22 protein-coding genes and 1 pseudogene are annotated in these 22,470 nt (G+C 69.2%); 14 read left to right on the plus strand and 9 right to left on the minus strand.

From position 1 onward, the window contains the following. Positions 1 to 70 precede the first annotated feature (70 nt). The 5 genes from KQ307_RS01740 to KQ307_RS01760 all read left to right on the plus strand — a co-directional run bounded on the left by KQ307_RS01740 (position 71) and on the right by KQ307_RS01760 (position 5,614). Entirely contained in the window at positions 71 to 1,402 is a 1,332-nt protein-coding gene (locus KQ307_RS01740; protein WP_399242386.1) for an MSMEG_0569 family flavin-dependent oxidoreductase, read from the plus strand. Continuing rightward, entirely contained in the window at positions 1,378 to 2,358 is a 981-nt protein-coding gene (locus tag KQ307_RS01745) for a fatty acid desaturase (protein ID WP_259726744.1), read from the plus strand. The genes KQ307_RS01740 and KQ307_RS01745 overlap by 25 nt, the downstream gene beginning before the upstream one ends. Further along, positions 2,355 to 3,413 carry an alpha/beta fold hydrolase gene (locus tag KQ307_RS01750; RefSeq protein ID WP_259726745.1) on the plus strand — a complete coding sequence of 353 codons (1,059 nt, stop codon included), beginning with the start codon at positions 2,355 to 2,357 and terminating at the stop codon, positions 3,411 to 3,413. Before KQ307_RS01745 ends, KQ307_RS01750 begins: the two co-directional genes overlap by 4 nt. A 5-nt stretch (positions 3,414 to 3,418) precedes the next feature. After that, positions 3,419 to 4,702: a type III glutamate--ammonia ligase gene (glnT, locus tag KQ307_RS01755; protein ID WP_259726746.1), complete on the plus strand. Its 1,284-nt coding sequence runs from the start codon at positions 3,419 to 3,421 to the stop codon at positions 4,700 to 4,702. A gap of 120 nt (positions 4,703 to 4,822) precedes the next feature. Then, complete coding sequence (locus KQ307_RS01760) at positions 4,823 to 5,614, plus strand: HAD family hydrolase (RefSeq protein ID WP_259726747.1); 792 nt, start codon at positions 4,823 to 4,825, stop codon at positions 5,612 to 5,614. Positions 5,615 to 5,669: 55 nt separating this feature from the next. On the opposite strand, the pseudogene KQ307_RS01765 reads toward KQ307_RS01760, so the two are convergent. Next, a pseudogene (locus KQ307_RS01765) lies at positions 5,670 to 5,891 on the minus strand (cell division protein SepF); the annotation flags it as partial. Between the two features lie 69 nt (positions 5,892 to 5,960). After that, positions 5,961 to 6,500 carry a PAP/fibrillin family protein gene (locus tag KQ307_RS01770; protein WP_259702129.1) on the minus strand — a complete coding sequence of 180 codons (540 nt, stop codon included), beginning with the start codon at positions 6,498 to 6,500 and terminating at the stop codon, positions 5,961 to 5,963. A 166-nt stretch (positions 6,501 to 6,666) separates the two neighbouring features. Between KQ307_RS01770 and KQ307_RS01775 the strand changes: the two genes are divergently transcribed. Further along, positions 6,667 to 7,047: an RNA-binding protein gene (locus KQ307_RS01775; RefSeq protein WP_259726748.1), complete on the plus strand. Its 381-nt coding sequence runs from the start codon at positions 6,667 to 6,669 to the stop codon at positions 7,045 to 7,047. Positions 7,048 to 7,109: 62 nt separating this feature from the next. Here the strand turns inward: KQ307_RS01775 and KQ307_RS01780 are convergent, their stop codons facing one another. Beyond that, on the minus strand, positions 7,110 to 8,660 hold the full coding sequence (locus KQ307_RS01780; protein WP_259726749.1) for an apolipoprotein N-acyltransferase: 1,551 nt from the start codon (positions 8,658 to 8,660) through the stop codon (positions 7,110 to 7,112). A gap of 52 nt (positions 8,661 to 8,712) precedes the next feature. Here KQ307_RS01780 and KQ307_RS01785 point away from each other — a divergent pair, with 52 nt between their 5' ends. The 3 genes from KQ307_RS01785 (at position 8,713) to KQ307_RS01795 (ending at position 10,498) form a co-directional block, all read left to right on the plus strand. Beyond that, complete coding sequence (locus tag KQ307_RS01785) at positions 8,713 to 9,054, plus strand: phasin family protein (RefSeq protein WP_259702201.1); 342 nt, start codon at positions 8,713 to 8,715, stop codon at positions 9,052 to 9,054. Positions 9,055 to 9,124: 70 nt separating this feature from the next. Then, positions 9,125 to 9,757, plus strand: a complete 633-nt coding sequence (locus KQ307_RS01790) for an FKBP-type peptidyl-prolyl cis-trans isomerase (protein ID WP_259702126.1) — start codon at positions 9,125 to 9,127, stop codon at positions 9,755 to 9,757. A gap of 141 nt (positions 9,758 to 9,898) precedes the next feature. After that, the gene (locus KQ307_RS01795; protein ID WP_259726750.1) at positions 9,899 to 10,498 is read left to right on the plus strand and encodes a superoxide dismutase; all 600 of its coding nucleotides are present in this window, start codon (positions 9,899 to 9,901) and stop codon (positions 10,496 to 10,498) included. Between the two features lie 4 nt (positions 10,499 to 10,502). Here KQ307_RS01795 and queA read toward each other — a convergent pair whose 3' ends face one another. From queA to lipB, 5 genes are read right to left on the minus strand one after another with little or no spacing between them, the layout of a single operon-like run. Next, positions 10,503 to 11,669 (minus strand): tRNA preQ1(34) S-adenosylmethionine ribosyltransferase-isomerase QueA, encoded by a 1,167-nt coding sequence (queA, locus tag KQ307_RS01800; protein WP_259726751.1) that lies wholly within the window; start codon positions 11,667 to 11,669, stop codon positions 10,503 to 10,505. A gap of 1 nt (position 11,670) precedes the next feature. Then, positions 11,671 to 13,026 (minus strand): dihydrolipoamide acetyltransferase family protein, encoded by a 1,356-nt coding sequence (locus KQ307_RS01805; RefSeq protein WP_259726752.1) that lies wholly within the window; start codon positions 13,024 to 13,026, stop codon positions 11,671 to 11,673. 56 nt (positions 13,027 to 13,082) lie between these two features. Beyond that, entirely contained in the window at positions 13,083 to 13,526 is a 444-nt protein-coding gene (locus KQ307_RS01810) for a YlqD family protein (protein WP_259702122.1), read from the minus strand. 46 nt (positions 13,527 to 13,572) lie between these two features. Continuing rightward, positions 13,573 to 15,486: an AMP-binding protein gene (locus KQ307_RS01815; protein WP_259726753.1), complete on the minus strand. Its 1,914-nt coding sequence runs from the start codon at positions 15,484 to 15,486 to the stop codon at positions 13,573 to 13,575. A gap of 32 nt (positions 15,487 to 15,518) precedes the next feature. After that, complete coding sequence (gene lipB, locus KQ307_RS01820; protein WP_259702120.1) at positions 15,519 to 16,196, minus strand: lipoyl(octanoyl) transferase LipB; 678 nt, start codon at positions 16,194 to 16,196, stop codon at positions 15,519 to 15,521. A gap of 96 nt (positions 16,197 to 16,292) precedes the next feature. Here lipB and hpf point away from each other — a divergent pair, with 96 nt between their 5' ends. Genes hpf through KQ307_RS01845 form a run of 5 tightly spaced genes read left to right on the plus strand, consistent with a single transcriptional unit; the run spans position 16,293 to position 21,078 of the window. Further along, positions 16,293 to 16,904, plus strand: coding sequence for a ribosome hibernation-promoting factor, HPF/YfiA family (gene hpf / locus KQ307_RS01825; RefSeq protein WP_259726754.1), 612 nt, complete (start codon positions 16,293 to 16,295; stop codon positions 16,902 to 16,904). Positions 16,905 to 16,908: 4 nt separating this feature from the next. Next, the gene (gene deoC / locus KQ307_RS01830) at positions 16,909 to 17,604 is read left to right on the plus strand and encodes a deoxyribose-phosphate aldolase (RefSeq protein ID WP_259702118.1); all 696 of its coding nucleotides are present in this window, start codon (positions 16,909 to 16,911) and stop codon (positions 17,602 to 17,604) included. Continuing rightward, complete coding sequence (gene recO, locus KQ307_RS01835) at positions 17,601 to 18,431, plus strand: DNA repair protein RecO (protein WP_259702117.1); 831 nt, start codon at positions 17,601 to 17,603, stop codon at positions 18,429 to 18,431. Before deoC ends, recO begins: the two co-directional genes overlap by 4 nt. 4 nt (positions 18,432 to 18,435) lie before the next feature. Continuing rightward, a complete protein-coding gene (locus KQ307_RS01840) occupies positions 18,436 to 19,815 on the plus strand; it encodes an MFS transporter (protein WP_259702116.1) in 1,380 nt (459 codons plus the stop codon). A gap of 27 nt (positions 19,816 to 19,842) precedes the next feature. After that, positions 19,843 to 21,078: a glycosyltransferase family 4 protein gene (locus tag KQ307_RS01845; protein ID WP_259702115.1), complete on the plus strand. Its 1,236-nt coding sequence runs from the start codon at positions 19,843 to 19,845 to the stop codon at positions 21,076 to 21,078. 21 nt (positions 21,079 to 21,099) lie between these two features. Here KQ307_RS01845 and KQ307_RS01850 read toward each other — a convergent pair whose 3' ends face one another. Further along, on the minus strand, positions 21,100 to 22,461 hold the full coding sequence (locus KQ307_RS01850) for a 1-acyl-sn-glycerol-3-phosphate acyltransferase (RefSeq protein ID WP_259726755.1): 1,362 nt from the start codon (positions 22,459 to 22,461) through the stop codon (positions 21,100 to 21,102). Between the last annotated feature and the right edge of the window lie 9 nt (positions 22,462 to 22,470).

The following is a 22,470-nucleotide window of genomic DNA, read 5'->3' on the forward strand; positions in this document are numbered from 1 at the left end:
CCGGAAGTTTGGTCTTGCTCGCTACCACCGGCCTGCCGCTCTGCGGCTCACGATGAACTTCCATCACAGCCTGTCCGTGGCGTCCCCAGTCCGCTCGTCCGACGCCGCCCCGCTGGCGTCGCCGGCCGCCGCTCCGGTGGTGGTGATCGGCGGCGGCCAGGCGGGGCTGTCAGTGGCCACCTGCCTCCAGCAACGCGGTATCGACGCCCTGGTGCTGGAACGGCACCGGGTCGGGCACGCCTGGGAAGCGCAGCGCTGGGATTCGTTCTGCCTGGTCACCCCCAACTGGCAGTGCCGCCTGCCCGGCTTCCCTTACGACGGCGACGACCCCGATGGCTTCATGGGCCGCGACGCGATCGTGTCCTACCTGCGCCGTTTCGCCCATCGCGCCAGGGTGAATGTCCGAGAAGGGGTGCGCGTCGAGCGGTTGCAGCGCTGCGGCGGCGGCTACCGGCTGCTCACCAGCGGCGGAGTGCTGGAGGCCGCGCAGGTGGTGATCGCCACCGGCGCCTACCACCGGCCGCGCCGCCACCCGCTTGCCGAGCGACTGCCAGCCACGGTGCTCCAGCTCGATGCCCGCGACTATCGCCGCCCAGACCAGCTGCCGGTGGGGCCGGTGCTGGTGGTGGGCAGCGGCCAGTCGGGCTGTCAGATCGCCGAAGACCTTTTTCTCTCCGGGCGCCGCGTCCATCTGAGCGTCGGATCGGCACCCCGCTCCCCACGGCGCTACCGCGGCCGGGACGTGGTTGAGTGGCTGGAGCGGATGGGGGTGTATTCCACCCCCATCGACGCGCACGACGATCCCCGTGCCGTGCGGCACAAGACCAATCACTACCTCACCGGCCGCGACGGTGGCCGCGAGATCGACCTGCGCCAGCGGGCCGGCGAAGGCATGGTGCTGCACGGCCGCCTGGAGGGGATCGCCGTCACGGGGCTGAGCTTCGCCGCCGATCTGGCCGCCAACCTCGATGGCGCTGATGCCGTCTACAACCGCATCCGAGCCAGCATCGACGCCCACATCGACGCCACCGACCTGGACGTTCCCCACGACCCTCCCTACGAACCCTGCTGGCGCCCGGCGCCGAACACCGGCAGCAGCCGACTCGACCTGGCTGCAGAGCCGCTGGCGGCCGTGATCTGGTGCACGGGCTACCACTCCGATTTCAGCTGGGTGGAGGTGCCGGTGTTCGATGGCAGCGGCGAACCGGTGCACCAGCGGGGCCTCACCGGAGCCGAAGGTCTCTATTTCATCGGCCTGCCGTGGCTTCACACCTGGGGCTCCGGCCGCTTCTGCGGCGTGGGCAGCGACGCCGACCACATCGCCCAGCGGATCGAGTGGCGGCTCCGCCCTCGCGACGGCAGCCAGGACCAACTGGAATGCACGGCATTGCTTGGCTCATGACGGCCGTGGACATCCCGACGCATAACAGCAGCCTGATCCCCGCAGACAGCCTGCGCCAACTCAACGCCCGCTCTGATCGGGCCGGCTGGCTGCAGACCCTCTTCCATGCGGCGCTGATCCTGGCGGCGGGCTGGGTCTGGGGCGATGAGCGGCTCAGCCTGCTGCTGCGCCTGCCGGCCCTGCTGCTCTGCGGCTGGGGCCTGGCCTTCGCCTTCTGCGCCATGCACGAATGCGGCCACCGCACCGCCTTCGCCAGCCGCGCCGTCAACGATGCCGTGGCCTGGTGGGCCGGGGTGCTGAGCTTCTACAACGCCGATTTCTACCGCCGCTACCACCAGTGGCATCACCGCTACACCCACCAGCCGGGCCTCGACCCGGAACTGGAAGACCAGCCGCCCACCACGCGCTGGGGCTACCTGCTGGAACTGAGCGGCCTGCCCTGGTGGGCCGCCAAGCTGCGCGGCCACGCCCGCGGCCTGCGTGGCGATTTCAGCGCCAACCCCTACATCCCCGCCGAAGCGGCCGCTGCGGTGCGCGCCTCGCTGCTGAAACAGGCGGCCCTCTACGGGGTGCTGCTGCTGCTGTCGTTGCCGGGCGGCAATGGCTTTCTGCTCTGGCACTGGCTGCTGCCGCTGACGCTGGGGCAACCGCTGCTGCGCTTTGTGCTGCTGGCCGAGCACGGCGGCTGCGACACCGGCACCGATGGGCTCAGCAACACCCGCACCACCCAAACCCTGGCGCCGCTGCGCTGGCTGATGTGGAACATGCCCTTCCACGCCGAACACCATCTGTTCGCCTCGGTGCCGTTTCACGCCCTGCCGGCAACCCACCCCTGGCTGGCACCCCGGCTGCGCCATCTGGATTCCGGCTACCTGGCGCTGCACCGCCGCTTTCTGGCTGATCCGCAGCTGCTCGCCCTGCCCGCCCCAGCCGCCAGCCCCGCTCCGGCGATTTGAGCACCGCCGCCGCCGCCCTTGCCGCCCCGGCCAGCAGCGGCGACCGATCCTTCGCGCTCGGATGCTTCGATTTCCACTGCGGCCGGCAGCTGAGCGAGGCCCAGCTCTCCTACCGGGTGTACGGCACACTCAACGCCGAGCGCTCCAACCTGGTGCTCTATCCCAGCTCCTACGGCGCCTGGCCGGAAGACATCGACTGGGTGGTGGGTCCGATCCTCGACCCGACGCGGTGGTGCGTGCTGCTGGTGAGCCAGTTCGGCAACGGCCGCTCCAGCAGCCCCAGCAACAGCGCGATGGGATTGCGGGAAGACGGCTGGGTGATCAGCCACCGCGACAACCAGCGCGCCCAGCAACGCCTGGTGACCGAGCGGTTCGGCGTGGAGCGGATCGCCCTGATCTACGGCTGGTCGATGGGGGCGCAGCAGGCCTATCACTGGGGCGCCCTGGCCCCGGCGGCGGTGGAGCGGCTGTTCTGCCTCTGCGGCACGGCCCGCACCACCCCCCACAATCGCCTGTTCCTGCTGAGCCTCCGCCAGGCGCTCACCGCCGATCCGGCCTGGGACGGCCTCCGCTTCCGCGCCCTGCCGGAGCAGGGCCTGCGCAGCTTTGCACTCATCTACGCCAGCTGGGCCGCCAGCCAGGCCTTCTACCGCGAACGCCGCCATGAGGCGCTCGGCTATCCCTCGGTCGACGACTATGTGGAGCGCAGCTGGCTGCCCGCCTACCGCCGCCACGACCCCCACGACCTGGTCGCCATGCTCGATACCTGGCTGGACAACGACCTCGCCCTCGCCATGGCGGCCGCCAATGGCTCCACGCAGCCCGGCGATCTGGCGGCGGCCCTGGGAGCGATCCAGGCCCGCACCACCGTGATGGCCGGAAGCCACGATCTCTACTTCCTCCCCGACGACTGTGCAGCCGAGGCGGCCCTGATCCCCGGCAGCCGCTTCGAGCGGATCGAATCGGTGCTGGGGCACCGGGCCGGCAATCCCCGTGACGCGCCGCGGGAGCAGGCCCTGATCCGCGCCGCCCTCGATCGTCTCTGCCCCACCTGAACCCCATGACCGCTTCAGACCCAACCGCCCAAGACCCCGCCGCCCTGGCCCGCTTCGCCGCCAGCCACGGCATCCGCCACTTCCTGTTCTCCTTCGCCGATCTGTTCGGCGTGCAGCGGGCCAAGCTGGTGCCCACCTGCGCCGTGGAGAGCGTGGCCCGGGCGGGAGCTGGCTTCGCCGGTTTCGCCGCCTGGTTCGCCATGACCCCCGCCGATCCCGATGTGCTGGGGCTGCCGGATCCGGCCAGCCTGATGGTGCTGCCCTGGCAGCGGGAGCTGGCCTGGGTGGCCACCGACCTGGTGGTGGAAGGCCAGCCCCTGGAGCAGTCGCCCCGCTGGGTGCTGAAACGGCAGCTGGAGCGGGCCGCCGCCCTGGGCTACCGGTTCCGCACCGGCGTGGAGGCGGAGTTCTTCCTGCTGACGCCGGACCGTGAAGCGATCGCCGATCACGCCGACACCCAGAGCAAGCCCTGCTACGACCAGCTGGCCCTGATGCGCCAGCTGCCCCTGATCGGCGGGCTGCTGGAGGCGATGGAGGAGCTGGGCTGGGGCCCCTACCAGGCCGACCATGAAGACGCCAACGGCCAGTTCGAGATCAACTGGACCTTCGCCGATGCGCTGGTGACCGCCGACCGCCACGCCTTCTTCCGGGTGATGGCCAGCGCCATGGCGGAGGAGCAGGGGGCACAGGTGAGCTTTGCGCCCAAACCGTTCGCTGCGCTCACCGGCAACGGTGCCCACCTCCACCACTCGCTCTGGGACGCGGACGGCCGCAATCTCTTCCACGACCCGCTTGGTGAGCAGGGCCTCTCCGAACTGGCCTATGCCTTCCTGGCCGGCGTGCTGGAGCATGCCGCCGCCCTCTGCGCCCTCACCAATCCAACCGCCGAGAGCTACCGGCGGCTGGCGGGGCGGGCCCCCAGTTCCGGTGCCACCTGGTCGCCGGGCTGGATCAGCTACGGCGGCAACAACCGCACCCACATGGTGCGCATCCCCGACGACCAGCGCCTGGAGCTGCGGCTGGCCGACGGGGACGCGAACCCCTATCTGCTGCCGGCCGCCGTACTCGCCGCCGGTCTCGATGGGATCGAGAGGGGCCTGGATCCAGGCCCCCGCAGCGACGCCAACACCTACACCGATCCCCCCACCGGCGCAGCGGCCAGGCCCCTGCCGGCCAGCCCGCACGAGGCCCTGGAGGCCTTCGCGAACGACCGGATTCTGCGGGATTCCCTGGGGGAGCCGTTCTGCCAGGCCTATGAACGTCTGCGGCGCCAGCAGCTGACAGGCTGAGGCCTCTCCCCCCTGGGACAATCAGCTCCATCTGGCCACTCCCCGGGCTTCTCCCCGGGCCGCTCACTGGCCACCGACGCCCGATCGTTCTGCAGCCCCGCCAACGCGATGGACCAGGCCGTGACCCTCTCACGCCGACAGTTCACCTCCCAGATCAGCGGCAGCCTGCCGGAGCAGCCGGAACTGATCCTGGTCATGGATCTGGATGGAACCCTGCTGGGCGGCACGGTGAACCAGCGGCGCCGGCTTTATCACTGGCTGGAAAACCGGCGCGAGCGGGTGCTGCAGATCTTCTGCACCGGCCGCGACCGTGCCTCCGTGCGGGGGCTGCTCGCTGGCGACAACGGGCTCGCTCCCCCCACTCCCCACCTGGTGATCAGCGATGTGGGCTGCACGGTGGCCTGCGGCAGCAGCCTCGAAACGGTGCCGATCGCCGTCGATCCGATCGAGGCCCAGTGGCAGGCGGTGCGGCCCCGGCTCGACGGCTGCCTGCAGGGCCTGGCGGGGCTGAGCCCCCAGCTGAGGAACGTGGAGCGGCGCTACTCCTTCAACTACGAGCCCCGGGTCTTCGATGCCTCCATTCTCCAGAGCCTGGAGCAGCTCGGGGTGGATTGTCTGCTCTCCGATGAGCAGTATCTCGATGTGCTTCCCGCCGGGGTGAACAAGGGCTCCACCCTGCTCAACCTGCTGGCCTTGCTCGATCTCCCCCACGGCCGGGTGGTCACCTCCGGCGACACCCTCAACGACCTCGCGATGTTCCAGACCGGCCTGAATGGGGTGATGGTGGGCAACGCCGAAGCCAAGCTGCGGGCCCTGCATCCCGAGCTTCCCAACACCTACCTGGCCGAAGCCCATGGCTGCGCCGGCATTGCCGAGGGACTGCGGCACTTCGGCCTGGATTGCCCAGGCTGAAGCCGGCGATCCCCCTGCGGCGGGCTCAGCGCTCGCTCAATCCGCCGGGATCCCGGGTGATTTCCACTCCGAAGGGAGCGAACAGGAAGACCAGCTCCCCGAGCCGCTCCTGTTGACCGTCGAGGGCGAAAACGCCGCCGGCCACGAAATCGGCGGAGCGCTGGGCCTCCTCCGGGGGCATCGAGCTGAGGTTGAGCAACACCGTCTTGCGTTCCCGCACGGCATGGACGGCCGCCATCACCTCATCGAAGCTCATCGGTTCCATCAGAACCACCTCGGGAGGCAAGTCGGGGAATCGGCTCATCGCCACAAGGTGCCACGCACCACTCAGGAGGTCCAGGCAGGCTCAGGCCACAGACAGGAAATCGCCGGGACGCAGATCGGTCCGTCGCTTCAGGACGAAGACGGTGCCGGCATTGCCACGGCAGATGCGGAGGTCCTGGTCGAGAACCGTGATGTCGAGCCAGGCGGGATAGGGCTGGCGAACGGCCCGGAACAACCGCAGCCGCTGCTCACCGAAGCGAGGACCCAGCCAGCCACCCTGCTCAAACGCGACGCTGACACGCTGGGGACCCACCACCGCAAGGCTGGCTTCGATGCTGATGGCGGCCAGGGCCCCGAGCGGACCGGCCGGACGCAGCAGATTCATGCCGCGCCCCTGCTCCGGCAGGAGGATCTGCAGATTCTCCAGCCAGGGCGCCACCAGGAGATAGGGCAGACGGCTGCTGCTCCAGCGCAGTTCCCATACCCCCTCCAGCAGCGCCCGCTGCCGCTCGAGATCGGCCGGCTCCTCCTGCTCAAGGGCCTGAATCAGGGTTTCGACCCGGCGATCGCCGCCTTGACCAGGCTGGTCCAGTTCACGCAACAGTTGATCACGATGTGACATGGAAGCCAGACTTCGGTAAAGACCGGGTGAAGATCGGATTCGAATGGGACTGGGGAGCGGATTCGGCCGCCGGTGGGATGTAGGGTGATCAAGGTTCATAGATCTCTGGCTAGCTCACAACTGGGCTAGAGCCCTCGACGGATCAGTTCAAGTTTTTCCCAGTTACATGACAATCTACGTAGGCAACCTTTCGTTCGACGCCGAACAGGAGGATCTCCGTGACCTTTTCAGTCAATACGGAGAAGTTCGTCAGTGCAGCCTGCCGCTCGACCGGGAAACCGGCCGCAAGCGCGGTTTTGCCTTTGTCGAACTGGCCAATGATGCCGAAGAACAGAAAGCCATCGACGATCTCCAGAACGTCGAATGGATGAACAGGATGATCCGCGTCAACAAAGCCGAGCCCCGTGGCGGCGGTGGCGGCGGCGGTAACCGTGGTGGCGGCGGTGGCGGCTACGGCGGCGGCGGTGGTGGCGGCGGCTACGGCGGCGGCGGTGGTGGTGGCGGCGGCGGTTATGGCGGTGGCGGCGGTGGCCGCAGCCGCTACTGAGCTGCCAACCAGCATCCACACCCCTGTGGTTTCTCCCCAAACCCCGCTGACGCGGGGTTTTTTCATGGCCGGAGCTCCTGCTCTGCCCCCGTTTCGCCGCCTGGCTGTCGGCTGATGCGCCCAGAGCTGAGGGCCGAGGCCGAGGCCGCCAGAAGCAGCAGCAGCCCCAGGGGCAGCTCCCCCCAACGGGCATACATCGTCAGCCGGCTCAGCGCTTCGAGCCTGAACCGGGCTGTCGCCGCTCGATTGGCGGGGAGACGCTGCATCACCACCCCCTGGCTGTTGATCACCAGGCTGGGGCCGGTGTTGGCGGCACTGACCAGCCAGCGACCCGTTTCGATCGCCCGTAACTGGCTGAGCGCCGTGAACTGGTGCTGAAGCAGGGCGGGGTAGGGATCGAGATTGGCCGCCGCCAGCAACCAGCCGGCACCACCGCGGCTGGCTGCCGCCAGTGCCTGGCCATCGGAAATCTCGTAGCAGATCGCCACGCCGATGGCCCCAGCCGGCCGCTGCAGCAGCCGGGAGGGATCGCCGGGCTCCACACCGCCGACGGCGGACAGACCGCTCCAGCGCCAGAGTCCGGCCAGCGGCACCCATTCCCCCAGCGGCACCAGCCGGTGCTTGTCGATCCAGCCGGAGGGGTTCAGCTGCCCAGGCTCGAACCGGAGCACGCTGCTGCGCAGCTCCTCCCGCTCAAGGCGAAAGCCACCGGCGATCACCTCCACCGGCTCCGGGCCAGGCAGCGCCTGGCCCCGGAGCAGGGAACCCTCCGGCAGCAGCAGGCTGTCAACCCCGAGCCGGGCCGCCTCCCGCCGGGCCGCAGCCAGCCGCTGCAGCAGGCGCTGTTGCTGGCTGGGCGCGAACTTCTCCCGGGTGGGCACCGCCGGCTGCAGCACCAACACCTCCACCGGCTCGCCGCGCTCTGCCCGGGACACTCTGAGCTGGCTCCAGCCCAGCAGATGCAGCGCCACCCCCACGGCGATCAAGCCCAGCCACCAGCGCTGCCGTCGCGCCGGCGGGGCGCCGAGGGCTCGCCAGAGCCACCAGCCGAGCATCAACTGGGCCGCCGCCACCATCCCACTGCCGCCGATGGCCGCCAGCCCCGCCAGGGCCCGGTCCCCTGGCAGCGGGGCCGCGCCCAGCCCCAGCCAGAAGAGGGGGCTGCGGGCCAGCAGCACCTCAGCCAGCCCCCACAACCCCGCCAGCAGCAGAGCCGTGCTCCAGCGAGACGGCCCCAGCCAGCGCGCCAGACCGCACCAGAGGGCCACCAGCAATCCGGCCGCCAGGCCGCAGGCCAGCCAGAGCAGCAGACAGATCGGCAAACTCAGCGGCAGCGGAACCCCCAACCAGTCGAGAGGATGGAGCCAGAGCAGCCAGCGATGGCTGACCAGCACCCCGCAGCCACCCCACAGCGCCGCCGCCCGGAGGCTGGCGCCGATTCCAGCAACCCGGTGGCGAGCCCACTGACGCTGGGTCTGGGCCCAGAGCGGCACCAGAGCCAGCCAGAGCACGGGCGGCCAGCCGAGCGGCGCGAGGCTCAGGCCGGCCAGCCCACCGGCCAGAGCTGCCACGGGTGTGGAGACCACCCAGCCGGGTTGGCGGTCATCGCCCATGACCTGGAGCCAAACCGATGACCATGATCAGAACGAGCACCAACACATCGCCATGGACAGGGACAACCTGCTGCAACAGCTTCTGCTCCGAGGACTCGGCACCAGTTCCCTGGTGGCGGATCGCCTGCGCAGTGTGACCCAGGACTGGGTGAGGAGCGGCCAGCTCGACCCTGGCCAGGCCACCGCCCTGGTGGACGATGTCATGCGGGCCCTGCGGGGTGACAACCCCGAGCTGGAAAAGCAGGCCAGCCGCCAGATGGAGCGCAACATCGACCACTTCCTTCAGGACGTGGGCCTGGCGCGGCAGAAGGAGATCGATGAACTGCGTGGACGCATCGACCGACTCGAACAGCTGCTCCGCTCCAGGCGGGAATCGGAGAACGTCCCGGACTGACCCCTGGCGGGCGGCTGGGGGCGAAGCGGCGCCTGGCAGAATTGAATGTCTCTGTGGCGGCCGCCGCGTCATGCGCGAAATCCTGATCAGTGCCACCGTCTGCGTGGCCTGTCTGCTTGTGGCCCTGTTCAGCCAGCTGATCGCCCCGAGCGGCGTGGAGGCGGCCAGCCCGATCGCGGCGGCTGCCCCCATCCCCGCTGCCCGGCCCGCCGTCAGCCAGGCCGCGGACAACCGCTTCGAGCTCGACCCCGACGACCCCAATCCCACCCTGTTCGCGATGGCTCCCGACCCGATCGTTTCCGACAGCAACACCCTCGCCCAGGCCGGGGCGGGTGCCCTCGGAGGTGAACTCACCGCCTCCCCGGAACGCACCACCGCCAGCGGCCTGCGCATCACCGATCTTCTGGTTGGTGAGGGCCCTGAAGCCGGCGCCGGGCAAACCGTGCAGGTCAACTACAGAGGCACTCTCACCAGTGGGAAGGAGTTCGACAGCAGCTATGGACGCGGTCCGTTCAGCTTCCCCCTCGGCGCTGGTCGGGTGATCAAGGGCTGGGATGAAGGGGTGGCCGGCATGAAGGTGGGAGGCAAGCGCAAGCTGGTGATCCCGCCCGATCTGGCCTATGGCGAGCGGGGCGCCGGTGGCGTGATTCCCGCCAATGCCACCCTGATCTTCGAGGTGGAGCTGCTCGGCATCGGCGGCTGAACAGCCACGTCTACGCAGCCACGTCTACGAAGCCATTGTTACAATTGTCACAGGGCTGAGCGGCTTGCCGGCCGATTCACCATGGCCGGCCAGTCGGCGTATTCGTCACCAGCGCATCTCCGTCAACCTTCCTGATTCCCCATGACCCACCAGCTGCCCGCGCTTCCCTATGCCCTCGAAGCGCTTGAACCCCACATCTCCCGCCAGACCCTGGAGTTCCACCACGGCAAGCACCATGCCGGCTACGTGACCAATCTCAACAAGATGCTGGAAGGCACCGACCTCGAAACCAAGAGCCTCGAAGAGGTGATCGTGGCGGTGGCCGGTGATGCCGGCAAGGCCGGCATCTTCAACAACGCTGCCCAGGTCTGGAATCACACCTTCTACTGGCAGGGAATGAAGGCCGGTGGTGGCGGCGCCCCCGCTGGAGCCCTGGCCGAGAAGATCGCCGCAGATTTCGGCAGCTATGCAGCCTTCGTGGAGCAGTTCAAGGCGGCGGGAGCCACCCAGTTCGGCAGTGGCTGGGCCTGGCTGGTGCTGGATGGTGGCACCCTCAAGATCACCAAGACCGCCAACGCGGATCTCCCCCTGGCCCATGGCCAGACGGCCCTGCTCACCATGGATGTCTGGGAGCATGCCTACTACCTGGATTACCAGAACCGGCGTCCCGATTACATGACCACCTTCCTCGACAAGCTGGTCAACTGGGACTTTGTCGCTGCCAACCTGGCGGCGGCCTGAGCGATCAGCCGGTGATTGATTGCGGCGGCGCCTGCGTTGAGGGCTCCGCCGCTGTCGGCCGGGCGCTCTCCAGAACCGCAGCTGGCGGGATCCACATCGCGTCTCCGTAGGAAAAGAAGCGGTAGCCCGCCTTGATCGCCGTGCCGTACAGCTCCAGGAGCCGCTCACGGCCCACCAGGGCGCTCACCAACAGCAGCAGCGAGCTGCGCGGCAGGTGGAAGTTGGTCAACAACCCCTGCACCACCTGAAAGCGAAAACCGGGCTGGATCACCAGATTCACCGGTCCGCGATAAGGAACCAGCTGACCGTCATGGAGGGCAGCCACCCCTTCCAGGGAGCGCACGCTGGTGGTGCCGATCGCGATCACCCGGCCACCCCGGCGGCGGCAGGCCGCCACGGCCTCCACCGCGGTGGCGTTCAGCTCCACCCACTCGCTGTGCAGTTCCAGCCCCGAGAGATCTTCACGCTCAACCGGCCGGAAGGTGCCCAGGCCGACGTGCAGGGTGATCCGGGCGATCGTCACACCCCGCTCGGCCAGGGCCGCCAGCAGGGCATCACTGAAGTGCAGACCGGCCGTCGGTGCCGCCACCGCACCGGGCCGATCGGCGAAGCGGGTCTGATAGCGCTCATCGTCGCTCGGCTCGTGCTGATGGATGTAGGGGGGCAACGGCATCTCCCCGTAACGATCCAGCAACCCCTCGATCGCCGCAGCCGTATCCCGATCGGCGGGGAAGCGAATCACCAGGGTGCCGGCCTCCCGCTCCAGAGCCACCACCTCCACGGCCAGGGCCGGCTGGTCGGGCGCTTCGAGCTGGAGCCATTCGCCTGGCTTCAGTCGCCGGGCGGGCCGGGCCAGGGCACGCCAGCAGCCGTCACCGAGGGGATCCAGCAGCAGCACTTCCACCGCCCCGCCGCTGGCCCGGCGAGCGGCCAGCCGTGCCTTGAGCACCCGGGTGTCGTTGACCACCAGCAGATCCCCCGGCAGAAGCTCGTTCTGGAGGTCCCAGACCGTCAGGTGCCGGCAGGCGGAATCGGCATCAACGGCCAGCAGGCGGGCCGCATGACGGGGTTCCACCGGCCGCTGGGCGATGCAGGCTTCCGGCAGCACGAACTCATAGCTGGAGAGCAGCAGGTCCGGGTGAACCGCGCCTTCGGACTCGACCCCCTTCACCTCAGAGGGCCAGGCTTTCGGGGTTGGTTTCGATCAGGGCAGCCAGATCCTTGAGGAAGGCCGCCCCGTGGGCGCCGTAGATCACGCGGTGATCGGCCGTGAGGTTCACCTGCATCTGCCGCTTCACGGCAATCGAGCCATCCGCTCCGGCCACCACGGTGGGACGGGAAGCGGCCACCGCCAGAATGGCGCCGGTACCCGGCGGCAGGATCGCATCGAAGCGATCGACCCCGAACATGCCGAGGTTGGAGAGGGTGAAGGTGCCGGTGCTGTATTCGTCCGGCTTGAGCTGCTTGGTGCGGGAACGGGCGACCAGGTCGGCCCAGCTGCGGGAGAGCGAATAGAGATCGGTCTTGTCGGCATCGACCAGCACGGGGGTGAGCAGGCCACCGTCGTCCATGGCCACCGCCACCGCCACGTTCACCCGGTCGGGATAGGCCATGCCGGCTTCGGTGAAGGCCACATTCACCTGGGGGTGCCTGGCCAGCACGACACCGACCGCCTTGGCCAGCAGGGCGGTCATCGTGACCCCCTTGCCCTTGACCGTCTTGTAGAGGGCATCAAGCCTGTCGGTGGTGATCGTGTAGCCGACGTGGAAACAGGGAACGCCGAGGCTGGCGTTCATGTTGCGGTTGACCGCCTGCTGCAGGGTGTTGAAGGCCACGGTGTCGCCAGGGCGCCCGAAGGCCTGGCCAGAGGCGGCGGCCGGGGCGGCGGCCCGGGCGGCCCCGTTGCCAGCGGCGGCGGCGGCAGCCGGTGCAAAGGCCGCGGTGCCTTCGGCCACCCGCGGCACGCTCACGGACTGGCCGCTGGCCAGCTCGACATCTTCGGCCTGAATGCGGCCATGGGGTCCGCTGCCCCGCAGGGATTCCAGCGCCACCCCGAGCTGCGTGGCCAGTTTGCGGGCCCGTGGGGTGGCCACCAGCCGGCCCGCTGCGGGGGGCGGGGAAGGCACCGCCGGCGGAGCAACCGCTGCAACCGCCGCTGGGGCGGGGACAGGGGGCGGAGCCGGCGCTGCAACTGCCGCTGCTACCGGGACAGCGACAGCGACCGGAATGGCAGGGGCGGCCGTGGGGGCGCTCGGGGCACTGGCCTGAGCGGCGGCGATCTCGGCCTCGGTTTCGACGATCAGACCGATTGTTTCGCCCACCGGTGCCGTTTGCCCCGCCGGCATCAGCACGGCGGCGAGGAAGCCTGCCTGGAAGGCCTCCACGTCCATGTCCGCCTTGTCCGACTCCACCACCAGCACCGACTCACCGCGGGCGACCGGATCGCCGGGTTTCTTGAGCCACTCGACGATCTTCCCCTCCGTCATGGTGGAGCTGAGGGCGGGCATGAAGATGTCGTGGGTCGCCAAAATCTTGATCCAAAGGGGCAGCGAGCACCGGCATTTTAAGGGTGCCCCGCCAGGACTCAGCCCCCCTCGATCGCTTCGATCACCCCGTCGCGAACCAGAACGGCCACCTGCAGCTTCTGAACCAGGTTGTCCCCCACCTTCACCTTGCAGGCACCCTCGATCTGGCCCTGGTCGACGACCTGCTCGAAATCCAGTTCCCGCACCTGACGTTGCTGCTCCAGGAGGGTGCGCTTCTGCTCCTCCAGTTCGGCCCGCTTGGCCGCCACCTGCTGCTGCACCGAGCCCACCTGCTCCTGCACCCGCGGATCGAGCGGATTGAAGCTCTGGCTGCGGATTTCATCGACCAGCTGCTGGCCCTCCTGCTCGAGCTGGGCGAGCTGCTGGTCGGAGTTGCTCACCGCAGCGCTCAGTTCGCGCTCGGCATCCTCCTTCCAGCGGGGAGTCACCACGGCCCGCACCGTGATCGTGCGTTTGATCGTCAGCGTTTGGCCCTCGGACATGACATGCCTGTAAGAACGTTCAGGCTGTCAGCCCGGCGACCAGGGGTCAACTGCGGTAGATGGCCTCGATCGCCGCCGCATCCCGGCTGGTGATCCGATCACGGCGCTGCTTGAGCGTCTGGGTGAGCAGGCCATTCTCGATCGTGAACGGCTCCACCCCCGCCACGCCGGCCAATCGTTCATCGGGGCGGGATCCGGGACGGGCAGCCAGCAGCCGGTTGAACGCACCCTTGAGGGTCCGCAGCTCCTCGCGATCGAAACTCTCCCCCCTGGGCACAACCAGAGCCGCCAGCTGGCGGCGGTCCTGGCCGACCAGCATCACCTGCTCCACCCGCGGATGGGCGACCAGGGCCTCCTCCAGGGGGCCGGGCTCGATGTTCTCGCCACTGCTGAGCACGATGGTGTCCTTGGCCCGGCCGGTGAGCACCAGGGTGCCATCGGCCATCAGGTGGCCCAGGTCGCCGGTATCGAACCAACCGGCACCATCCAGCACGGCGGCGGTGGCTTCGGGCTTGCCGAAGTAGCCCGCCATCACCTGGGGCCCGCGGCCCAGCACCCGGCCCCGTTCGCCCAGGGCCAGCAGCGCACCGCTCTCGGCATCAACGATCCGCAGCGCCGTTCCCGGCAGGGGCTGACCGGCACTGCCGCGGCGGTTGTGCCAACGGCGGCGACAGGTGAGCACCGGACTGGTTTCGGTGAGTCCGTAGCCCACCAGCAGCTCGATGCCGATCGCCTCGAAGAAGCCATCCACATGGAGAGCCAGGGCGCCGCCACCACTGATCGCCGTGCGCATCACCCCCCCCACCAGCTGCTGGCGCACCTTCGGCCAGAGCAGCCGCGAAGCGAGGGCATGCAGGGGCCAGCTGACCACCACCAGGCAGGCCGCCAGCAGGCGCTGCGGCGCTGGTTCGGGCTGCAGGGTGAGGTCCAGGGCACGGCGACGTTGCAGGGCATGGAATCGGCTCAGACCGAGGGCCCGCTCGATCAGCCGACGGCGCGAGGCCGGCATGGCCACCAGCGCATCCTCGAATCCGGCCAGCAGCGCCTCCCAGAGGCGGGGCACGCTGATCATGTACTGGGGCCTCACCCGCTGAAGGTCGGTGCGGAGGTGCTTCAGGGTGGTGTAGGCCTGCTGGCAGCCGCAGGAGAGCAGGAAGTATTCGGCGGTGCGCTCATAGGCGTGCCAGATCGGCAGCACGCTGAGGGCCCGATCGCCCGGTCGGGGCGAGACCGCCACGCCGAGGGTGGCGAGCTGGTGGAGAAGATTGGCGTGGCTGAGCGGCACCCCCTTGGGGCGGCCGGTGGTGCCGGATGTGTAAAGCAGCGTGGCCAGCCGCTGTGCCCCTCCCGAAGGTGGCGGAGGGAGCGGCGCCGCCAGCCCCCGTTGCCGGAACGCGGCCCAGTCCAGCAAGGCGCTGACCGGGGTGGTGGTGGCTGGAGGGGCGGTGGCTGGGGTGAGCTCGGCCGGGCCATCGTCGAGAACGAGCACGAAGCGAAGCCGTTCCAGCTGGGGGTCGCTGAGCTCGAGCCGCTGCAACAGGGCTTTCGACTCCAGCACCAGGCCGATCGCGCCTGAGTCTTCGAGGATGTAGCGGAGCTCATCGAGCGGTGCGCTGCTCCCCCGCACCGCATCGGCGGCACCGGCTCGCATCAGGCCCTGGTCAGCCACCAGCCAGCGGGGGGAGTTTTCCGCGAACAGGGCCACCACATCACCAGACCGCACGCCAAGTGCCGCGAAGGCGCTGGCAGCCGTGCTGATCGCTGCGTCGAGCTGCTGGAAGCTGAGGGTTTCAGGCGGACTGGCATGGGGCGCTTCCAGGGCGGGTGCCTCGCCGTAGCGCCTGGCCAGGGCGGGCCAGAGCTGCTCCAGGCCCACCAGCTCACTCCAGTCGGTGGCCTCAGCCAGAGCGAGCCTGTCGCGTTGATCGGCCTGCCAGTGAATCTCCGCCTTCCCGGTCACGGTGCTTTCCAGCTGAACTGGCCCCAGCCTTATCACCCCCAGAGCCTCTCCGTGCCAACCGGTGGGCGGAGCGTCAACCCGAACCGGGTGGCGATGGCCTCCCTCAACAGCGGCTGCACCTGGTCGATGCCCAGGCCCGGCAACCAGTCGCACAGTCGGCCGACGGCTCGATCAGCCAGGCCACAGGGAACGATGGCGGCGAAACCGGAGAGGTCACAGTTCACATTGAGGGCCAGGCCGTGCTGACTGATCCAGCGCCTCGCCCCCACGCCGATCGCCGCCAGTTTGCGGCCCTCCAGCCAGACTCCGGTCAGGCCATCGATGCGTTCGCCGGCCAGACCGAGCTGGCCGAGCACATCGAGCACAGCCCCCTCCAGCTGGCGGAGATAGAGGTGCAGATCGGCGCCATGGCGTTGCAGGTTGAGCACGGGATAGGCCACCAGCTGACCGGGCAGGTGATGGGTGACTTCGCCACCCCGATCGATCCGGAACAGGGGGGCGGGGGGGGCGAGCGGATCGAAACCCAGATGGGCCTCGCTGGCGCCGCGGCCCAGGGTGTAACACCTGGGGTGCTGGAGGATCAGCAGGGCTTCCGGGCCCCGGGAATCGGCCAGCAGGCGCTCCTGCAGCAACCGCTGCCAACGCCAGGCCCGTGCGAACGGTACAGGGGCATCCGGAACAAAAAGGATTGCATCGAGGCCAGGATTCATCGGCCGGTCTTCGTACGATGAAAACGATCGAATCGTTGAAGCAACGCTTCGATCCTGCTGCCGGCGTTGCAGCCGTCTCTCCCGCAGAGGTGTTCGATGAAGCTACTGATCCACGGGCGCAATCTCGACGTCACCCAGGCCATTCGCGATTACACCGAATCCAAGTTAAGCCGGGCGATCAGCCATTTCGAGGGGCTGGTCAAGGAGGCCGATGTCCACCTCTCCGTCGCCCGCAATCCACGGGTGACCCAGCAGACCGCCGAAGTGACGGTGTTCGCCAACGGCACGGTGATCCGGGCCCAGGAACGCAGCGAAAACCTTTACGCCAGCATCGACATGGTGGCCGGCAAGCTCAGCCGCCAGCTGAAGCGCTACAAGGAGCGCCTCACCGAGCACCATGGCGGTGAGCTGTTCGCCGGCGATCGCCCGGTGGGACAGCAGGAGGACGGACCGGACTCCCTGGAGGCAGCCGCAGCAACGGAGCTGCCCGGCGATCTGATCGGCGGTCGCGAGCCTGCCCTGCCGGCTCCCGCGGTGCGGCGCAAGTACTACGCCATGCCGGAGATGTCCCTGCAGGAAGCCCTTGATCAACTGGAAGTGATCGACCATGACTTCTATGTCTTCCGGGACCGGCAGAGCGGCGGCATCCAGGTGGTGTATCACCGCAACCACGGCGGCTACGGCGTGATCCAAGCCCGGGAGTCCTGAACCGTTGGCCCGCGATCGCCCCGACCTTGCCCCCTTGATCGACCACGCCCTGCTCGACCCTCACCAGGGTCAAGCAGCGATTGAAATCTGTTGTGACCAGGCCAGGCATTTCGGTTTCGCCGGCGTCTGCGTGGCCTCCCGCTGGCTGACCGTGGCCCGGGAGCGGCTCGGCAGCGACACCCGGGTGAAACTGATCGGAGTGGTGGCTTTCCCGTTCGGCGCCGTGCCCAGCCGGGTCAAGCAGGCCGAGGCTGAGGCGGCTGCCGAAGCCGGCGCCGATGAGCTCGACATGGTGCCTGATTTCGGTGCCCTCGCCGATGGCAACGGCAGCGCCGTCTACGACGAGATCGGCTCGATCGTGGCGCTGGGTCTGCCGGTGAAGGTGATCCTTGAGGCGGGGCGGCTCGGCCCCGAGGCCTTGCAGTTGCTGGTGGAGGCCTCGATCGATGCCGGAGCCGCCTTTCTCAAGACCGGCAGCGGCTTCGGTCCGGCGGCCACGGTGGAGCAGGTGAGCCTGCTGCGGGAACTGGCCAGGGGACGGGCCGGCATCAAGGCGTCCGGCGGGATCACCAACCTGGAGCAGGCCTTCGCCCTGGTGGAGGCGGGCGCCAGCCGGCTGGGCACCAGCCGCGGGGTGGCCCTGATCGAGGCCATGCGGCGCCCCCCCGCCGGCCGTGAGTCCGGCGGTGTGCCGGCGTGAGCCCGGATGGGCGGCTCGAAGGGCTTTCGCTCAAGTGCGGCGCCCTGGGTGAGAACGATCGGCTGCTCACCCTGCTCAGTGATGCTGAGGGCCTGACCCGGCTGGCCGTTCCCGGTGCCCGAAGGCCCCGCAGCAGCCTGGCGGCGGCGGTGCCGCTGTCGTTGCTGCAGCTGCAGGTGAGTGGCGGCAGCGGCCTGCGGCGGGTCCGGCAGCTCAAGGTGCTGCGCAGCTTCAGCCACCTGGCCCAACGGCTGGAAACCCTTGCCGCGGCCCAGACCCTCAGCGAGCTCGCCCTGCTGCTGGTGCCCAGCGGCGATGGGGTGGCCGGAATCCTCGATGATCTCGTGATGCAGCTGGGTCGCCTGGAGCTGGTGGTGCAGGGCCGGCAGGACAACCTGGAGGCCCTGGCGGTGGCGGTGCAGGGCTGCGTCCACCTGCTTGCCCTGGGCGGCTACGGCCTGCCGCTGCAGAGCTGCGCCCGCAGCGGCCTGGCGCTTGATCCCCCCCTCGGCAACGGCGCCTGGCGCTGCAGCCTCCTGCCCAGCGAGGGGCTGGTGGTTGGGGCCGAAGCGGGGGCTGTGCTGGTGCTCAACGCCTCGGAACTCGCCCTGCTGCAGCGCCTGCCCCGGCCTGGTCTGCCGCGCCGCCAGGATGGAACCCTGATCGGACCGGTGCTGGTTTGGCTGCGTCTGCTTCAACTGGTGGAAGTCTGGTGCGGGGAGCATCTCGGCCGCCGCTGCCGCTCTCCCGCACTGCTGCGCGGCTGTTTCGAGCCCGCCACGCGACTGACGCTGGGCTCTGGGTCATCATTGCCGCCGAACGGCTGACACCTTGAGCGGACTCTCCCGACCCACACCCCCGCCCGCTCCCGCCGAGGCCGTGCCGCCCAGGCAGGAGGGGATCGAGGCCGTGCTTGCCCTGCCCAGCTTCCGCAGGCTGTGGCTGGGGCAGATCTTTTCCCAGCTGGCCGACAAGTTCTACATCGTGCTGATGGTGTTCCTGATCGCCCAGTACTGGGTGACGGACACCCCCCAGGACAACGGCGCCCTGGCCGAGGCGGCGGCCAGCCTGCGACTGGATCTGGAGACCCGGACCCAGATGATCACCCTGCTGGCCACCGGGATCTACGTGGCGAACACCCTGCCGGCCATGTTCCTCGGCACGGTGGCCGGGGTATGGGCCGATCGCTGGCCCAAGCGGCAGGTGATGGTGGCCTCCAATGCCCTCCGGGCCGGCCTGGTGACGCTGGCCCCGCTGGCCCTGGTGCCAGGGCCCTACTGGCTCGGCCTGAGCTGGGGCTACTGGTGGCTGGTGGTGATGACCTTCCTGGAGTCGGTGCTCACCCAGTTCTTCGCCCCGGCCGAGCAGGCGGCCATCCCGCTGCTGGTGCCGCGCACGCGGCTGCTGGCGGCGAATTCGCTCTATCAGGCCACCAGCATGGGGGCCACGATCGTGGGCTTCGCCCTCGGCGATCCGGTGCTGAGGCTGTTGCGCAACGGCCTGGCGGAAGTGGGTTTCAAAGGAGGAGAGTTCCTGTTGCTGCCGCTCTGCTACGGCCTGGCGGCCTTCATCATCAGCACGATTCCGATGCGTGAGGAACCGCGCCAAGCCGAAGGCACCAGCGTCTGGAGTGAAATCGCCGAAGGCATCCAGGTGCTGCGGGAACGCACCAGCGTGCGCAGCGCCATGCTGCACCTGGTGCTGCTCTACAGCATTCTGGCGGCGCTCTATGTCCTGGCGATCAGCCTGGCCGGCGCAATCGAGGGCCTTGGACCCACCCAGTTCGGCACCCTGCTGGCGATGAGCGGTCTGGGCATGGCAACCGGAGCCCTTGCCGTCGCCCAGCTCGGCCATGGCGTCAGCCGCCGGGTGATGGCCTCGACGGGCCTGGCCACGATCGCCTTCAGCCTGGTGCTGCTGGGCCAGGTGCGCGGCAACCTGATCTTCACGCTTGGCCTCTGCACGCTGCTGGGGATCGGGGCCTCACTGCTGGCGATCCCAGCCCAGACCACCATCCAGGAAGACACGCCCGAGCCGATGCGCGGCAAGGTGTTCGGCCTGCAGAACAACCTGATCAACATCGCCCTCAGCCTGCCGCTGGTGCTGGCCGGAACGGTGGTGAGCCGCTACGGCTTGCTGCCGGTGCTGTGGATCCTGGCCGCCATCGCCTTTGTGGCCGCCCTGCTGGAGCGTCCCTGGCGGCGCTGCTAATCTTCTTCATCGGAAGAACGGCGGCAGGTGGCCCATATCGCCTGGCTGGGCAAGAAATCTCCGTTTTGCGGCAATGTCTCCTATGGCTTGTCCACCACTGAGCGGCTCCGGGAGCGGGGTCATCGGATCAGCTTCATCCATTTCGACACCCCCTCCACGGGCCTTGGCCTCGGTTGGGACACCCTCAACCCCGATGGCAGGCAGAGCGCGGCGGCAGCCCTGAGATCCGCCAGGGGTGTCGGGCCACCTGGAGATGGCAGCCGTGAAGTGGCCCTGCCCTATCTGGTCAAGTCGCAGGTGTACACCATTCCCTCGCCCGGGGCGCAGCGGGAGCTGCGGGAATCGCTGGAGCAGCTCAAGCCCGATCTGGTCCACGCCAGCCTCACCCTGTCGCCGCTGGATTTCCGCCTGCCCGATCTCTGCCAGCACCTGGGTGTGCCGCTGGTGGCCACCTTCCATCCGGCCTTTGACGCGAGCCTGCGCAACCTCACCGCCGGCACCCAGCAGCTCACCTATCAGCTGTACGCACCGACCCTGGCCCGTTTTGACCGGGTGATCGTGTTCTCCGAGCGGCAGGCGGAGGTGCTGGCCAGGCTGGGGGTGCGGGAGGAGCGCCTGGCCGTGATCCCGAACGGGGTGGACACCGACCGCTGGCAGCCCGCCCCGGCCCATGGGGGGACGGGGGAGCTGGCCCAGCTGCGCCTGCGCTTCCAGGGTCGGCGCGTGTTCCTGTACATGGGCAGGCTGGCCACCGAGAAGAACGTGGAGGCCCTGCTCAAGGCCTGGCGGCTGGTGCGGCCCCGCCATTGCCTGTTGCTGATCGTCGGAGACGGTCCCCTGCGCGGCTCCCTGATGGCCAGTGGTGACGACCCGGATGTGGCCTGGTGGGGATACGAAGCCGACCAGGCGATGCGGGTGGCCCTGCTCCAGGTTGCCGAGGTGTTCCTGCTGCCCTCCCTGGTGGAGGGGCTGTCGCTGGCCTTGCTGGAGGCGATGGCCTGCGGAACCGCCTGTGTGGCCACCGATGCCGGCGCCGACGGGGAGGTTCTGGAAGGTGGCGCCGGGATCGTGATCAGCACCCAGGGGGTCACCACCCAGCTGCGCACCCTGCTGCCGGTGCTGCGGGATCAACCGGTGCTCAGCGCCGAACTGGGGCGCCGGGCCAGGACCAGGGTGCTGGAGAGATACACCCTCACCCGCAACATCGAGGCTCTCGAAGCGCTCTATGGCCAGCTGGTGCCGCTGCGGTCGCTGGCCGCCTGAAGCGGCAGGGCCCTGCCTGGCTCAATCGAGCATCGCCGCCTCCAGGCTGGCGCGGAGCACGTCGGTCAGCTGATCCACCGCGAGGCGGCGATCGCGGCGGTAGTCGGCCAAGCGTGGGCCGGCTTCGATCGGATCCCCGACGATGATCCTCACCTGCCGCGCCGCCGGGGCCGGCGGCCGCTCGCCCCGCCGGCCCCGGATCCAGGCGATCGCATCCCACAGGATCAGCAGAACCTCAAGGTAGCGATCGACGCTGGGCTTTTCGGCCACATAGGCATCTCCCATCGAGGCGAAGTACTCGACCAGGCGCATGTGGTCGAGGTGGCGGGCCGCTTCGACGGCACACCAGTCGGCCAGGCTGCGCTCAAGGGGGGCGCAGGCGGCCAGGTCGTCGCGGTAGATCGCCTGCCAACCGGCCTGCTCGATCCGGCGGCAGCGCTCCAGGATCGTGCCCCTCGGCTGCAGATCGAAGTGGGATTCCGCTGCCGCAAGGGCCGTTGCCTGGAGCCTGCTCAGGCGGGCCGAGAGGGCGGGATCGCCGGGGGTCAGCCCAGGCTCCTCGCCCCTGCCCAGCCGGTAGAAGTGTTCCAGCTGGGTGAGCAAGCGGCCGGAGATCAGCAGCAGACGGCCGTAGCGGTGGTCGGCCTCCTCGGTGGGAAGGGCCGGCGCCCCGGCAGGGGGGAGCGTGATGCCCAGCACGCCCTCCAGGGCGGTGAGCAACCGGTCGATCGGTGCCCAGTCCCGATGCAGCAGGCTGTAGCGCAGCACGACCGGCACGATCACAACCCGCTCCTCCCGCCCTTCGGCCACGAGATCTTCGCAGCACCAGAACGCCATCTGGGCCAGGCCAGGCTCCAGGGGGCCCAGCAGTTCGTCGTGGTTGTTGGTGGCCCCCTCCGGCGCGATCGCCAGGGGGAAAGGGCCCGAGCAGAGCAGATGGCGGGCCGTCTTCAAGGCCCGGCGGTCGAGCCTGCCGCGCTGGATCGGGACTCCACCCAGCCTGGCCAGCATCCAGCCGGCGGCGGCACCGGCCCAGAGGGGGATTCCCCGGTCGTAGAGGAACTGGCTGTGCACCGGATGGGCCAGCCGGATGCCATGGCGGCGGGCCGCCCGGGGCACCTCCTTCCAGAGCAGCTGGGCCATCACCAGCGGATCCGTGGTGCTCGGATGCCGGAAGGCGATCAGCAGGCGCACCTCACCGTTCTGGGCCGCGGCGCACAACTCCGCCAGCTCCACCACGCCGCTCACCGCACCGATGCCGATCCGCCGTGAGCCGAGCACGGCCGGCAGGGCCAGCCGGCAGAGGCGATGCAGCCAGGGCGTGTAGGCCGGCTGGATGAAGCCCAGGGCGGGCTGGGCGGCCTGGACCTTGGCGCTTGGCATGGGGCTCTC

It is taken from the genome of Synechococcus sp. CS-1326 (genome assembly GCF_025128115.1).
In the GTDB taxonomy this organism is placed as follows: Bacteria; Cyanobacteriota; Cyanobacteriia; order PCC-6307; family Cyanobiaceae; genus Regnicoccus.

Coding starts and splice junctions, on each gene's coding strand:
- KQ307_RS01785 (WP_259702201.1), top strand. CDS start 8,713: ATGGACAGGGACAACCTGCTGCAACAGCTTCTGCTCCGAGGACTCGGC.
- KQ307_RS01780 (WP_259726749.1), bottom strand. CDS start 8,660: ATGGGCGATGACCGCCAACCCGGCTGGGTGGTCTCCACACCCGTGGCA.
- hpf (WP_259726754.1), top strand. CDS start 16,293: ATGAAGCTACTGATCCACGGGCGCAATCTCGACGTCACCCAGGCCATT.
- lipB (WP_259702120.1), bottom strand. CDS start 16,196: ATGAATCCTGGCCTCGATGCAATCCTTTTTGTTCCGGATGCCCCTGTA.
- KQ307_RS01850 (WP_259726755.1), bottom strand. CDS start 22,461: ATGCCAAGCGCCAAGGTCCAGGCCGCCCAGCCCGCCCTGGGCTTCATC.
- KQ307_RS01810 (WP_259702122.1), bottom strand. CDS start 13,526: ATGTCCGAGGGCCAAACGCTGACGATCAAACGCACGATCACGGTGCGG.
- KQ307_RS01790 (WP_259702126.1), top strand. CDS start 9,125: ATGCGCGAAATCCTGATCAGTGCCACCGTCTGCGTGGCCTGTCTGCTT.
- KQ307_RS01795 (WP_259726750.1), top strand. CDS start 9,899: ATGACCCACCAGCTGCCCGCGCTTCCCTATGCCCTCGAAGCGCTTGAA.
- KQ307_RS01770 (WP_259702129.1), bottom strand. CDS start 6,500: ATGTCACATCGTGATCAACTGTTGCGTGAACTGGACCAGCCTGGTCAA.
- KQ307_RS01775 (WP_259726748.1), top strand. CDS start 6,667: ATGACAATCTACGTAGGCAACCTTTCGTTCGACGCCGAACAGGAGGAT.
- KQ307_RS01745 (WP_259726744.1), top strand. CDS start 1,378: ATGCACGGCATTGCTTGGCTCATGACGGCCGTGGACATCCCGACGCAT.
- glnT (WP_259726746.1), top strand. CDS start 3,419: ATGACCGCTTCAGACCCAACCGCCCAAGACCCCGCCGCCCTGGCCCGC.